This is a genomic window from Sinomonas soli (assembly GCF_054782415.1).
Genome location: NZ_BAAGSN010000007.1, coordinates 281557 through 294247, shown reverse-complemented (window position 1 = coordinate 294247; position 12691 = coordinate 281557). Strand labels below are relative to the sequence as shown.

Annotated in this window: 7 protein-coding genes and 1 pseudogene; 5 read left to right on the top strand and 3 right to left on the bottom strand. The window is 73.1% G+C overall.

Annotated features, from left to right (window positions below):
* Positions 1-102: 102 nt before the first annotated feature.
* From ACYVKZ_RS09025 to ACYVKZ_RS09015, 3 genes are read left to right on the top strand one after another with little or no spacing between them, the layout of a single operon-like run.
* The gene (locus tag ACYVKZ_RS09025; RefSeq protein ID WP_460991812.1) at positions 103-915 is read left to right on the top strand and encodes an IclR family transcriptional regulator; all 813 of its coding nucleotides are present in this window, start codon (positions 103-105) and stop codon (positions 913-915) included.
* A 42-nt stretch (positions 916-957) separates the two neighbouring features.
* A complete protein-coding gene (locus ACYVKZ_RS09020; protein ID WP_460991811.1) occupies positions 958-1863 on the top strand; it encodes a shikimate dehydrogenase in 906 nt (301 codons plus the stop codon).
* A complete protein-coding gene (locus ACYVKZ_RS09015; RefSeq protein WP_460991810.1) occupies positions 1863-3842 on the top strand; it encodes a bifunctional sugar phosphate isomerase/epimerase/4-hydroxyphenylpyruvate dioxygenase family protein in 1980 nt (659 codons plus the stop codon). Before ACYVKZ_RS09020 ends, ACYVKZ_RS09015 begins: the two co-directional genes overlap by 1 nt.
* A 62-nt stretch (positions 3843-3904) precedes the next feature.
* Here the strand turns inward: ACYVKZ_RS09015 and ACYVKZ_RS09010 are convergent.
* Positions 3905-4330 (bottom strand): annotated as a pseudogene (locus ACYVKZ_RS09010) (ROK family protein); the annotation flags it as partial.
* A 148-nt stretch (positions 4331-4478) separates the two neighbouring features.
* Here ACYVKZ_RS09010 and ACYVKZ_RS09005 point away from each other — a divergent pair.
* Entirely contained in the window at positions 4479-5213 is a 735-nt protein-coding gene (locus ACYVKZ_RS09005; RefSeq protein WP_460991809.1) for a transmembrane-type terpene cyclase, read from the top strand.
* Positions 5182-5406, top strand: coding sequence for a hypothetical protein (locus ACYVKZ_RS09000; RefSeq protein ID WP_460991808.1), 225 nt, complete (start codon positions 5182-5184; stop codon positions 5404-5406). The genes ACYVKZ_RS09005 and ACYVKZ_RS09000 overlap by 32 nt, the downstream gene beginning before the upstream one ends.
* Positions 5407-5410: 4 nt before the next feature.
* Here the strand turns inward: ACYVKZ_RS09000 and ACYVKZ_RS08995 are convergent, their stop codons facing one another.
* Complete coding sequence (locus tag ACYVKZ_RS08995) at positions 5411-6355, bottom strand: aldo/keto reductase (protein WP_460991807.1); 945 nt, start codon at positions 6353-6355, stop codon at positions 5411-5413.
* 38 nt (positions 6356-6393) lie between these two features.
* Positions 6394-12492 (bottom strand): Ig-like domain-containing protein, encoded by a 6099-nt coding sequence (locus ACYVKZ_RS08990; protein WP_460991806.1) that lies wholly within the window; start codon positions 12490-12492, stop codon positions 6394-6396.
* Positions 12493-12691: the final 199 nt, after the last annotated feature.

The following is a 12691-nucleotide window of genomic DNA, read 5'->3' as shown; positions in this document are numbered from 1 at the left end:
GGTCCGCGCCCGGCCGGCTTCCCGCCGTCGACCGCAACCCCCAGCTATTGCCACAGAGCGAACGACGTTGCCACGATGTGAAAATCATGCGACCATCGGTGCATGACCTCCATCACGTCCGACGACGCCGCCGTCGGCGACGAGAAGCGCGGCAAGACCGACATGGTGGGCAAAGCGCTGAGCCTGCTCGTCATGCTCGGCGACGGCCCCGGCGCCACCACGGCCGCGGACCTGTCCCGCCGCGCCGAGCTGCCGTTCAGCACCGCGTACCGCCTCCTGCAGTCCCTCCAGCGCGCGGGCTTCGCGGACTTCGAGCCGGAGGGCAAGAAGTACAGCCTCGGCCTGCGGGTGTTCCAGCTCGGCCTGCACGTCTCCAACACGCTCGGCTTCGCGGGCACCGCGACCCCCGTGCTCGAGCGGCTCACCGCGACGACCGGAGAGGCGAGCATCCTCGCCGTCCTCGACGGGGACCGCTTCCTCACCGTGGCCAAGGTGGACGGCCCCAAGGCCTTCCGCGTCACGAGCGATCCCGGCTACCGCGGCCACCTCCACTGCTCGGCCTTCGGGAAGGCGCTCATCGCGTTTGCGCCCGAGCCGGAGCGCGAGCACCTCGTGGACTCGGTCGAGCTGGTCCCGGTGGCCCCGAGGACCATCACCGACCGCGCCCGGTTCCGCGCCGAGATCGAGCGCGTCCGCGCTCAGGGCTACGCCGTCATGGACGAGGAGAACGAGGTGGGCATGCGCGCCATCGCCGTGCCCGTCCTCGCGGCGGCCGCGGACGGCGAGCCGCGTCTGCTCGCGGCCATCGCCTGCTCCGCGCCCACCGTCCGCATGGGCGTGGACGAGCTCCTCGCCCATCTCCCGGCCCTCCGCCAGGCCGCCGACGAGCTCGCGGCGCGCCTGCCCCGCCCCTGATCTTCCCCCTGACCTTCCCCGGACCTTCGAAAGGACTCCGACGTGAGCCTGCCCAGCGAGTCGTACCTGATCGGCCTGATCGGTGACGGCGTCACCCCCTCCCTCACCCCGGCCATGCACGAGCGCGAGGGGGCCGCGCACGGGCTCCTCTACCTGTACCGGCCCATCGACCTCGAGGCCCTCGGGCTCCCGCCCGAGAGCGTGGGCGAGCTGGTCCGGGCGGCGCGGGACCTCGGCTACAACGGCCTGAACATCACCCACCCGTGCAAGCAGCTCGTGATCGGCCACCTCGACGAGGTGGACGAGAACGCCGCACGGCTCGGCGCCGTGAACACCGTGGTGATCGGTGCGGAGGGGCGCACCGTGGGCCACAACACCGACTTCTCCGGCTTCCTCACCGCCTTCCGCGCGGGCCTGCCCGACGCCGCGCTCGGCCGGGTGGTCCAGCTCGGCGCGGGCGGCGCGGGCTCCGCCGTGGCCTACGCCCTCCTCACCGCCGGCGTCAGGCACCTCAGCATCGTGGACCTCGACCCCGCCCGCGCCGGGGAGCGCGCCGCCGAGCTGGCCGCGCTCTTCCCCGCCGCGTCGGTCACGGCGGGCGCGACGGCGGCCCTCGCCACGCTGCTCGCGGAGGCGGACGGCGTCGTGCACTGCACCCCCGTGGGGATGGCCGCCCACCCGGGCACCCCCTTCGACACCTCGCTCCTGACCCCGCGCCACTGGGTCGCGGACATCGTCTACCGGCCCATCGAGACCCAGCTGGTGCGCGAGGCCCGGGCGATCGGCTGCCGCGTGCTCGACGGCGGCCGCATGGCCGTGGGCCAGGCTGTGGACGCGTTCCGCATCTTCACCGGCCTCGAGCCGGATGCCGAGCGGATGCGCGCGCACTTCCTCGCGCTCATCGAGGAGGAGAACCGGCGCGGGGCGCTCGCGGCGGGGGCCGCCTGATGCGCACGGGGATCGCGACCGTCTGCCTCTCGGGCACGCTCGAGGAGAAGCTGCGCGCGGCCGCGAAGGCCGGGTTCGGCGGCATCGAGATCTTCGAGACGGACCTCGTCACCTCGCCCCTGAGCCCGGAGCGCGTGCGCGCCCTCGCCGCGGACCTCGGCCTCGGGCTGGACCTGTACCAGCCATTCCGGGACTTCGACTCCGTGCCCGAGGAGCTCTACCGCGCCAACCTGCGCCGCGCCGAGGCGAAGTTCCGCCTCATGGGCCGGCTCGGGATGGACACGGTCCTCGTGTGCTCGAACGTGGCCACCGCGAGCATCGACGACGACGCCCTGCGCGCCGAGCAGCTCCACGGGCTCGCCGAACTCGCCGCGGACCATGGCGTGAAGGTCGCGTACGAGGCGCTCGCGTGGGGCACGTACGTCAACGACTACGAGCACGCCGTCAAGATCGTGGCCGACGCCGACCACCCGAACCTCGGCACGTGCCTCGACACGTTCCACATCCTCTCCCGCGGCTGGGACACCGAGCCGATCGAGAAGATCCCCGGGGGGAAGATCTTCTTCGTCCAGGTGGCAGACGCGCCCAAGCTCTCCCTCGACGTGCTCTCCTGGAGCCGCCACTACCGCGTGTTCCCGGGGGAGGGGCAGTTCGACCTGCCCAAGTTCCTCGGCCATGTAGCACGGGCGGGCTACAACGGCCCGGTGTCCCTCGAGGTCTTCAACGACACCTTCCGCCAGGCCGACGTGGAGCGCACCGCCGTGGACGCCATGCGCTCGCTCATCTGGCTCGAGGAGCGCACCGCGCGACACCTCGCCGCCGAGGCCTCGGTGGTCGGCGCCGGCACCCCCTCGCCTGCCGAGCTCGCCCGGGCCTCCCGCGCGTACGCCATGCCCCTCACCACGCTCCCGCAGGTCGCCCCGCCCACCGGCATCAACTTCGCCGAGGTCATCTCGGCCGACGGCGCGCCCCGCACCGCCGAGCTCGAACGGCTCCTGTCCCAGCTCGGCTTCGCCTCCCGGGGTGAGCACCGCACCAAGCCCGTCTCGCTGTGGACCCTCGGCGACGCCCGGATCGTGCTCAACCGGCAGCAGGCCCGCGGGCTCGAGCCGGCCATCTCCGCGCTCGGCTTCGACGTCGAGGACGGCGTCGCCGCGGCCGCCCGCGCCGTGCAGCTCAAGGCCGTACCCGTGCCCAGGCCCTCGCAGGCCAACGAGGAGATCCTCCAGGCCGTCAACGCCCCCGACGGCACCGAGGTCTTCCTCTGCGAGGACGCCCGCTGGGTCGCCGAGTTCGGCGAGGACCAGGCCGGCACCCCGGTGGCAGGCGGGGAGACGGACCGCGGCGAGCGGTCGCCGTCGTCCGCCGGCCCGCCGCCCGCGGGATCCGGCGCCGCGCGGATCGACCACATCAACCTCGCCCAGCCGTGGCAGCACTTCGACGAGGCCGTCCTGTTCTACTCCTCGGTGCTCGCGCTCACGCCTGAGGCGTCGCAGGACGTCTCGAGCCCCTCGGGGCTCGTGCGCTCGCAGGTGATGCAGACGGCCCGGCCCGAGGGCGAGGCCGGCCGGCGGGCCGTGCGGCTCGCGCTGAACCTCGCGCCGTGGATCCAGTCCGACTCGGTCAAGGGCGCGCGGACGGACACCTTCCAGGAGCACGTGGCGATCGAGGTGGACGACCTCGTGGCCCACGCCCGGGCCTGCCGGGGCCGCGGCCTGCCGTTCCTGCCGATCCCCGAGAACTACTACGAGGACCTCGACGCGCGGTACGGCCTCGAGCCCGGGTTCCTGGCGACGCTGCGCGAGCTGGACCTGCTCTACGACCGGGACGCCGAGGGCGCGTTCCTGCACTTCTACACCGCGAGCGTGGGCAGCGTCTTCTTCGAGGTGGTGCAGCGGCTCGGCGGGTACGACGGCTTCGGGGCGCCCAACGCTCCCGTGCGCCACGCGGTGCAGCACGGCGCGCGGCACGGCGGCTGAGCGGGGCTGGTCGGACGGCCGATCCGAGGGGCTGTCTCGACCGCCTGACGTGGCCGGCGCCGTCAGGAGGCGACGTCGGCGAGCGAGGTGTCGATGAGCCCCGGGTCGAAGACCGCGGTGGTGACGATCGAGGTCAGGCCCCGGATCGCGCTGGTGTCGTCCGGGTGCCGCGACTCGATCACCAGTCCCTCGGAGATCCGGTCGACCACGTCGGCGAGGACCCTCGTCCGCACGCGGTCGACCACTTCGGGGAGGGAGCCGATCTGGCCTCCGAGGACGAGCCGGTCGGAGTTGATGGTGGCGACGGTGGCGGCAAGGGCGTGGCCGAGCGTGTCCGCGGCCGCCGCGTCGAGCGTCTGGCGGACCTCCGGGTCCCCGTCCAGGGCCGCCTCGCGGATGTCCTCGAGGCTGGCGAAGCCCCGGTCCGCGAGGCTGTCCGCGATGGCCCGGCCGGAGCTGTAGGCGGCGAGGCAGCCGTGCCGGCCGCACCGGCAGGCGGCCCGTGCCGACCGCGTCCTCGTGCCAGCTCAGGAGTTGCCGCCTGTCAACCCTTCCGCCTCGGGGCGGCAGGCAGACGGGGCAGGTTTCCCAGGGCCGGCGCGCCTGAAGGGCCCAGCTCGGGCGTACCCTCGCCCTATGGACGGTCTGGGAACCGCACTGACTCTCCTGAGCGGGATTGCGTGGACCATCGTCTACGCGGCGGCCATCCGGATCGGATTCGTCCAGCGCACGTACGCGATTCCGGCCGCGGCGCTGATGCTCAACATCGCGTGGGAAGGGCTCTACGCGGTCCTCGACCTGTCGGGGAACCCCGGCCTGCAGGGATACGTCAACCTCGTGTGGGCGTGCGCCGACGTCGCGATCCTCTTCACGTTCTTCCGGTTCGGGTTCGCCGAGTTCTCCGATCGCATCGGCCGGGTGGCCTTCACCGTGGGCGGCATCGGCCTCCTGGCGGTGTCCCTGGCCGTGCAGCTGCTGTTCCTGGCCGAGTTCGGCCGTGCGCACGGCGCGGTGTACTCGGCGTTCCTGCAGAACCTGCTCATGTCGGGGCTGTTCATCGCCATGTTCGTCGCGCGGCGCGGCGCCCGGGGCCAGAGCCTGACCATCGCCGTCGCCAAATGGCTCGGCACTCTGGCCCCCACAGTCCAATTCGGGCTGCTCTCGCACGCGGGATTCGTTCTCGGTGTGGGGCTGCTGTGCTCGGCGCTCGACCTGACGTACATCGGCCTCCTCGTCCGGGCGCGCGGTGGCCGGCCGCGGAGCGGCGGGTCCGCCGCGCAGGCGTCCCGCCCGGCGCGCCCTGACGGCCGCGGCCGCCCCGCCGACGTAGTCTCACCCCATGACGCAGGTGACCGGCCTCCGCCCGGATGACAGCGCGCTCGCAGGCCAGGTGTGGGCCATCCTCCACGAGGTCCTCCAAGGCCCTCGCCTTCCGGAGGACTCCAAGGACCGCCTCCGCCTCCTCATCGCCCAGCATCCCGGGCACCCGGAGCTGGCGCTCGTCGAGCACTTCCGGGCTCTGAGGACGGATGCCCCGGTCGGCAGCGAGCTGCTCGGCGTCTGACGCCTCAGGGAATGCTGCGCCCGCGCGCGGTCTGGTAGAGCGCGAACCACTCCTCGCGGGTCATCGCGCCGCCCACGGCCTCGGCGTCGGCGCACGCCGCGATGCGCTGCGGAGTGGCGGAGCCGATGACAGGGGCGATCCGCGCCGGGTGGCGCAGGAGCCAGCCGAGCACCACGGCCTCGACCGTGGTGCCCTTCGCGGCGGCGAGATCGGCAACGAGCGCCGCCACGGCGCCGTCGTGCGGGCCCGGGTCCGCGACGTTGCGCCCCGTGTAGCGGCCGCCCGCGAGCGGCGACCAGGCCTGGACCTCGATCCCGTGCCGGAGACAGTGCTCGAGCGTGCCGTGGGGGAAGCCGGTAGCAGCGCCGTCCGCATGGTTCACGAGCACCGCGCTGTCCACGAAGCCATGGTGGTGCAGGCTCAGCTCGAGCTGGTCCGCGGCGAGCGGCACGTGGAGGTGGTCCTGGAGGGCGGCCATCTGCGACGCGGACATGTTCGAGACGCCCACGGCGCGGACCGCGCCGTCGGCGAGCAGGCGGGTCAGCGCGGAGCCCACCTCGGCCGGATCGAGCAGCGGATCGGGGCGGTGCAGGAGGAGCAGGTCGAGGTAGTCCGTGCGCAGCCGGCGGAGCGTGCCGGCCACGCCGTCGAGGATCGCCGACGCGCTGAGGTCGTAGTGCCCGAATCCGCCGCCCTCGCCGAGCCTGATGCCGACCTTGCTCTGGAGCTGGATCCGGTCCCGCAGGCCCGGGCTGCCCTGCAGGAGCTCGCCGAACACCGCCTCCGACTTGCCCCTGCCGTAGATGTCCGCATGGTCGAACCGCGTGATGCCGAGGGCCAGGGCGGCCTCCACGGCCTCCTCCGCCTGCAGAACCTGCTCGGGCCCGTAGTCCGGGGCGTCCCAGGGGCCGCCGAGGCCCATGCATCCATAGATGAGGCGGGAAGCCATCATCGTCCTCCTTGGTCCGGGGCCAGCGTGCCGGCCCCTCAGCAGTGCGGCACGCCGCTCTGCGCCGGCCCGCCGATGGTCACGTTGTTGTCCTCCTGCCAGCGGTTCGCGTAGCTCCTGCCCTGATAGCTGCCGGCGATGATGTGGTAGAAGTCCTTCGGACCATACCGCGTGTTGATCGTGCTCCAGCAGTTCACCGTGATGGTGGTCCCGGGGTAGAGCCAGGGGAAGCCGTTGGTGACCCCATCGCAGGTGTGGGCGGTGGTGGTCGGGCTGTACCACGACTGGCCCGAGCCGTTGTCCGTGCAGTTGCGGGTCGCGGAGCCCGAGAGCTGCGTCTGCCACGAGGTCTGCTGCGGGCCGCTGCGCGCCGAGGCGCTCGCCACGCCCCCGCCCGTGCCGACCGAGTTGAACGTCTGGACGCGGATGGAGTGGGTCTCGCTGTAGCCCGAGGTGTTGACGGTGCGCGAGCCGGACGCCGCGACGTTCTCCCACGCCCCGCCGTCGATGCTGATGGCGGTCCGGGCCACATCGTTGGTCGAGGTGGACGGAGAGGACCAGCTCAGGGTGAGCGAGCGCTGGTTCGTCGCCCCGTCCTGGCCCGACGCCGAGGGGGTCCCGGGCGACCCGTAGGGCCTGGTCTGCGGTGCGCTCGCCGGGTCGGAGTCCGCCGCGCCCGTGCTCGAGTGGGCGATGACCGAGATGGTCGTGGCCGCGCCGTTCCGGAACCCGCCCACGGTCTGGCCCGGCGCGATCGGTCCGGCCTGGCCCGTGGAGGCCGAGTAGGTGTAGCTGACCTCGTTGGCCGCCGAGCCGTTGCGCTGGCTCGCCGTGAGCGGGGTGAAGTTGACCGTCAGCTGGGTCCCGGTGCCGCCGGTGTTCGCCGGAGTGGCACTCACGTTCGTCACCGACCCGAGCTTCCCGACCGCGCGTCGGGGCGCCGAGGGCGGGCTGACCGAGCCCTTGCCGGCCTTGTTCTCTGCCTGCACGGTGAACGTGTACGGGCTCTCCGACGTCGGCGCGTCGAACGTGGCCGTGGTCGAGGTGCCGGCGACCTTCTGCGTGCGGTCTGCTCCGCCCCCGCCGCTCATCGTGACGTAGTACGCGCTGATCGCGTCCCCGTTCGTGGCCGGCTCCTTCCAGGACACGGACACCTGCGCCGTGCTGCCCAGCGCGGGGGCGCTCTGCGCAACGGGGGCCGCCGGCTGCCCGGGCGGCGCCGCGGGGCTCACGGGCGCCGAGTACGGGCTCCAGTCCGAGGGCTTGGGTGCGTTGTTCACGGCCTGGACCCGCACCGTGTACTTGACCCCGTTGGTCAGGCCCGTCCACGTGGTGGACGTCCCGGTGACGCCCTGCTTGCCGGGGTTCCCGCTCGCCGGCGGCGAGATCTCGAGGTTGTACGAGGTCACGGGCGAGCCGGTGGTCTTCGCGGCGCCCCACGAGATGTCGAGCTTGCCGTCGCCGAACACGGACACGGGCGCGCCGGGGGCGCTGGGACGGGCGTCGGGCCGCACATCCGGCGAGGCGGACGACGGCGCCGACTCGCCGACGTCGTTCGTCGCCGTCACGGTGAAGTGGTACACCTTGTCGTTCGTCAGCCCGGACAGCGTGCAGGTCGTCGCCGGGCAGTCCTGGCTGAAGCCGTCGCCGCGGACCGTGTACTTCAGGATCGGCGCGCCGTTGTCCGCGGCCGGGGCCCAGTGCAGCACGGCGGTCTGGTCGCGGATGTCCGTGGCGGTGGGCGCCCCGGGCGCGTCAGGCACCCCGCGGACGGTGAGGCGGATGCGCCCGTCCACCTGGCGGCTCGGGTCGCCGGTCTTGTCCTGGACCGTGTAGCGCACCACGAGCATGCCGCGGTAGTCCTTGGCGGGCGTGACGATGACGTTCCCGCCGTCGATCTGGGCCCCGCCCTCGGCCTGGCCCGCCTCCACGACCGCCGAGACGATCGTCAGCGGCGCCTCGGGGAACGGATCCACCGTGTGGGAGAGGACGTCCACCCGCTCGGTCCGTCCCGCGTTCGCGTCCGGCACGAGGACGTCGTTCGCGATCGCGAGCGGCCTGTTCGACGCCGTCGCGGTGAGCGTGAACTGCGCGGCGACCGGCTCGGAGTGCCCGTCGGTCACGGTGACGGTGAGCGCTCCGGTGCGGCCGGCCAGCACGCCGTCCTTCGTGCGGACCTTGAGCGCGGAGCCGTCCACGGAGGCCGTGAAGCCGTCCGGCACCGCGCCCCGGAGGGCGAAGGCGAGGTGCCCCTGGTCGGCGGGGTCCGCGTCCTGCGCGAGCGGGCCGAGGTCGAGCCGGGCCTCCTCGCCGGCCGGGACGTCGACGTTGGAGCCCTGGAACGCGGGCGGGTGGTTCGCGTCCGAGGGCAGCACCTTGGTCTGGAGCGTGATCGTGGACTTCAGGCCGTTCGGGTCGTCTGGCCCCGAGCCGTCCGTGACCTCGAACGTGACCGAGCCCGGGCCCACGAAGTCGGGCAGCGCTGCGTAGTGCAGCACGCTGTCCGAGGCCACCAGGCCGCGGTCGGACGCGCCGACCGCGCTCACCCGGTCCACCGAGGTGATGCGCGGCGTGCGCCCGTCCCGGACGGCCACCCAGTCCTTGAGGTTGAAGTCCACGGACGTTCCGGCCTTGACCTCCGTCACGTCCTCCTTGGACAGGTGGGGCCGCTGGAGGTCCACGCCCGGGACCCAGATGAAGGCGGTGTCCGTGAGGCCGTCCACATCGGTCACGGTGTACGGGAGGATCTGGTCGCCCGCGGTGAGCGGCACCACGACGGTCTGGTCCGGGGCGAGGTGCGCGGGGGACCCTGCCGGGAGGGAGACCTTGAGGTCCTCGGCACGGCCGTCCGGGTCGTAGTCGTTCGCGAGCACCGGGACCTGCGCGGTGGTGTGCCCCTCGGCCTCGGCATTGGTCACGAAGTCGTCCACCGCGGTCGGGGCCAGCAGCGGGGCATCGGCCTTCGACTCGACCCGCAGGGTCGCGGAGGAGCGGGCGCCCTTGGGGTCCTGCACGGTGTAGCGAAGGTTCTCGACGCTCGGGGTCGAGGGCGTGACGACCTCGGCGAAGCCGTGCTTGTCCGCCTCGGCCTTGAGCGCCTGGCTGCCCTCGAACCCGTCCGGCACGAGGCTGAGCGGATCTCCGTCCGGGTCGGAGTCGTTCTGCAGGACGTCGACGGCGACGTGCCGCCCGGGCCGCACCAGCAGGCGGTCGTCGACAGGCTGGGGGGCGTGGTTGACGGCGCTCGGCGGCGCGATCCCGACGATCACGGTGCCGATGGCCTCGGCGCCGACGCGGTCCCGCACGCGGTAGGTGAAGGTGTCCACTCCTGCGGCCTTGGGGCCGGCGGTGTAGTCGAAGGCGAGCGCCCCGGCGATCGCGGTGCCCTGCGCGGCCCCGCGGTCGAGCCCGATGAGCTTGACCGAGTCCCCGTCCGGGTCGATCCCGTCGAGCGGGACCGGGATGCGGACGGTCTGACCGGCGATCACCCGCGCGGTGAGGCTGCGCGGCTGCGGCGGGACGTTCGAGCTGTCCCGCGCGTGGATGCGGATGGAGACCTGCGCGGAGTTGACCTGCCCGGAGGCGTTGCGCACCTGGTAGATCGCGTAGACGGTCTTCGCGGTTGGGCCGGCGACGAACCGCAGGGCCTTGCCCGAGACGAACATGGTCCCGTCCGCCGGGTCGGGGGTCTGCACGAGCTTGTGGTCGAGGGTGAGGTCGCCGCCGTTGGGGTCGGAGTCGTTCGCGAGGACCGGGACGGTCACGAGGTCTCCCGCGCGCACGTCCGCCGAGTCAGGGACGGCCTCGGGGGGCAGCGGCTTCTCCGGCGGCGGCAGCACGAGGACGGAGATCTCGCCGACCGCGCTGTCGTGGCCGTTGGAGATCGTGTAGTGGACCGTCACGGAGTCCTGCGCGTGGACGTCCGTCACGCGCACCACCGAGTGGTCGAGGATGGACACGCTCAGCCCGGACTGCTGGGGCGCGTCGACGGACTGGACCACCAGGACGCCGCCGGCCGGGTCGGTGTCGTTCGCCAGCACGTCCACGAGCGTGCTGCCTCCGGCCGGCACCGCCGCGAGGTCGCGGACCGCGACCGGCTTGCCCTGGCCATCGGGAGGCACGACGTCGACCCTCACCAGCTGCTTGGCGCTCGCCGGGCCATTGGTCACCACGTACTCGACGTAGTACGTGCCGGCGGTGTCGGAGCGGAAGGTGAAGGTCTGCTGGTTCGCGTCGATCGTCGAGGTGACCCCCGCGGGCGGCGTGACGAGGGCCAGGCGGAGGTTCCCGCCCTCGGGATCGGAGTCGTTCAGGAGGGGGGAGACCTTGGTGTCGATGCCGGCGATCGCGGTCACGTGGTCCGCCACCGCGGTTGGGGCGTCCTTGCCTCCGGCGCGGACCTCGACCGCGATGTCCGCGGTCGTCGTCGAGCGTCCGTCGGAGACGGTGATCGTCACGGTCTTGCGGCCGGGCGCCGTGCCCGAGTCGGTGAACGTGAGCGTGCCCTGGGGGGTGAACTTGACCTTGTCCGCCGGGTTCTTCGTCGTGGCGGACGCCAGGAACATGTCGTCGCCGTCGGGATCGGCCCAGTCGTCGAGGACGTTGCGGGAGGACTCCTTGCCGAAGCCCACGATCATGGGGTTGTTGCGGCCGGCCTTGAGCTGCGGGGGCCGGTCCGTGTCGAGCGGGACGACGTCGACGTTCACCGGCGCGGTCGCCGTGCCGCCCCGGCCGTCGTCGGCGGCATACGTGAAGGAGGTCGAGCCGTGGGCGTCGGGCGGCACGGTGACCTGGAACCCGGTGGCGCCGTAGACCTGCTCGAGGGTGCCGACCGAGGGCTGCGACTGCGCCTTGACGGTGAGGAGGTCGCCGTCGGGGTCCGAGTCGTTGTCGAGGACCGGCAGCAGGGTGGTGCGGCCGGGGCGGACGCCGAAGTGGTCCGGCTTCGCGACCGGCGGCTGGTTCGGCTTGGTCCGGTCCGGGAGCTGCGTGGTCTGGACCTCGTCCGGGGACTCCTTCTCGGCGTCCTGCGTGCTCGACTGGATCGGGATGACCTCGTCCCAGTTGTTGACGATGTACATGTTCTCCGTGACGAGCCACACGGTGCCGGCCGCGACGTCGTTGAGGACCACGAGGTTGCGGTTCACGCGGAACACGAAGTCCGACTTGGGCGTGGCGGACGGGATCGGCTTGCGCTCGACGTCGCTCCCGCAGGCCCGCACGTACACGCCGGGGCCCGCCCACGCGGCGTGGACGCAGCCGTTGACGTCCACCGGTGCCGCGGGGAGCCCCTTGGCATTGGCGGGGATGACGGTGGGCTGCCCGCCGTCGAGCGGGGCGAGGACGAGCCCCGTCGGCGTCGCGACGGCGACCGAGCCGCTGGCCGCGCTGCTCTGCTGGAGCTTCCCGTCCGCGCCGCCCGGGACGTCCACGGTCCTGCCGCCGGGCAGGAACAGCCGCCCGGCCCCGGGATCGTAGGCCACGGCCTGCTCCCCGACCACGGCGGACTGGACGTCCCGGACGCCCTTGAGCTGCGTGTAGGAATCTTCGGACACGGCCGGGGCGCCCGGGGCGGCCCGGAAGGTCGAGACCACGCCGGTCGCGGGCTGGGCGACGGCCACGGTGTCCGTGGGGCCGATCGCGGCGACGGCGCCCTTGCCGCCCTCGAGGGTGGGGGGAGTCTGGGACAGGTCCGTGCCCGGGATCGCCGACTCGGGCAGGGCCCAGACTCGCCCGGTGCCCGGATCGTCGACCGCCACGCTCGAGGCCCCGAGCGCCACGTGCGTCCCGGCCGGGAGGGACTGGATGCTGCCGAGCCTGACCTCGGCAGGGTCGATCTTCTGCGCGGCCGACGCCCCGGAGTCGTCGACCACCACGGTCTTCTCGTGCTGGAGGACGTCGAACGACGGCGAGGCGGCGACCACCGCGCCGTCGAGCGTCTTCGACGCGAAGTTGAGCCGCCCGACGGCGTTGCGGCCGTTGTTGGTCACCCACACGCCGCCGTCCGAGAGGTCCAGGTTGGTCTGGGTGAAGCCGGGGTACAGCAGGGCCGCGGCAGTGACCGCGCTCGCCGTCGTGATGCTCGCCGCCGCGGCGACGCCGCGGCGGCGCCGGTCAAGCCATGCCCTGATTCCCACGTGATCCCCCCTGCGAGCAGCGCACCCGGTCGCGCCGCGCCCCGCGTCACCCTACCGTCCCGCGCCGGACGGGGGACACCTCGCGGGGAGTTCTCCCCAGACCCGGCAGCCGGCCGCGGCCCTGGGGCCCCGGGGCGCGCCCGTGGGATTCCGACCGGGTTTGGCTGGCGCCCCGGCGTGTCCCGCATGACACGCCGCC

Bases quoted from the DNA above. Each gene is read 5' to 3' on its own strand.
- ACYVKZ_RS09025 (WP_460991812.1), top strand. From the start codon at position 103: ATGACCTCCATCACGTCCGACGACGCCGCCGTCGGCGACGAGAAGCGC.
- ACYVKZ_RS09005 (WP_460991809.1), top strand. From the start codon at position 4,479: ATGGACGGTCTGGGAACCGCACTGACTCTCCTGAGCGGGATTGCGTGG.
- ACYVKZ_RS08995 (WP_460991807.1), bottom strand. From the start codon at position 6,355: ATGGCTTCCCGCCTCATCTATGGATGCATGGGCCTCGGCGGCCCCTGG.
- ACYVKZ_RS09000 (WP_460991808.1), top strand. From the start codon at position 5,182: ATGACGCAGGTGACCGGCCTCCGCCCGGATGACAGCGCGCTCGCAGGC.
- ACYVKZ_RS09015 (WP_460991810.1), top strand. From the start codon at position 1,863: ATGCGCACGGGGATCGCGACCGTCTGCCTCTCGGGCACGCTCGAGGAG.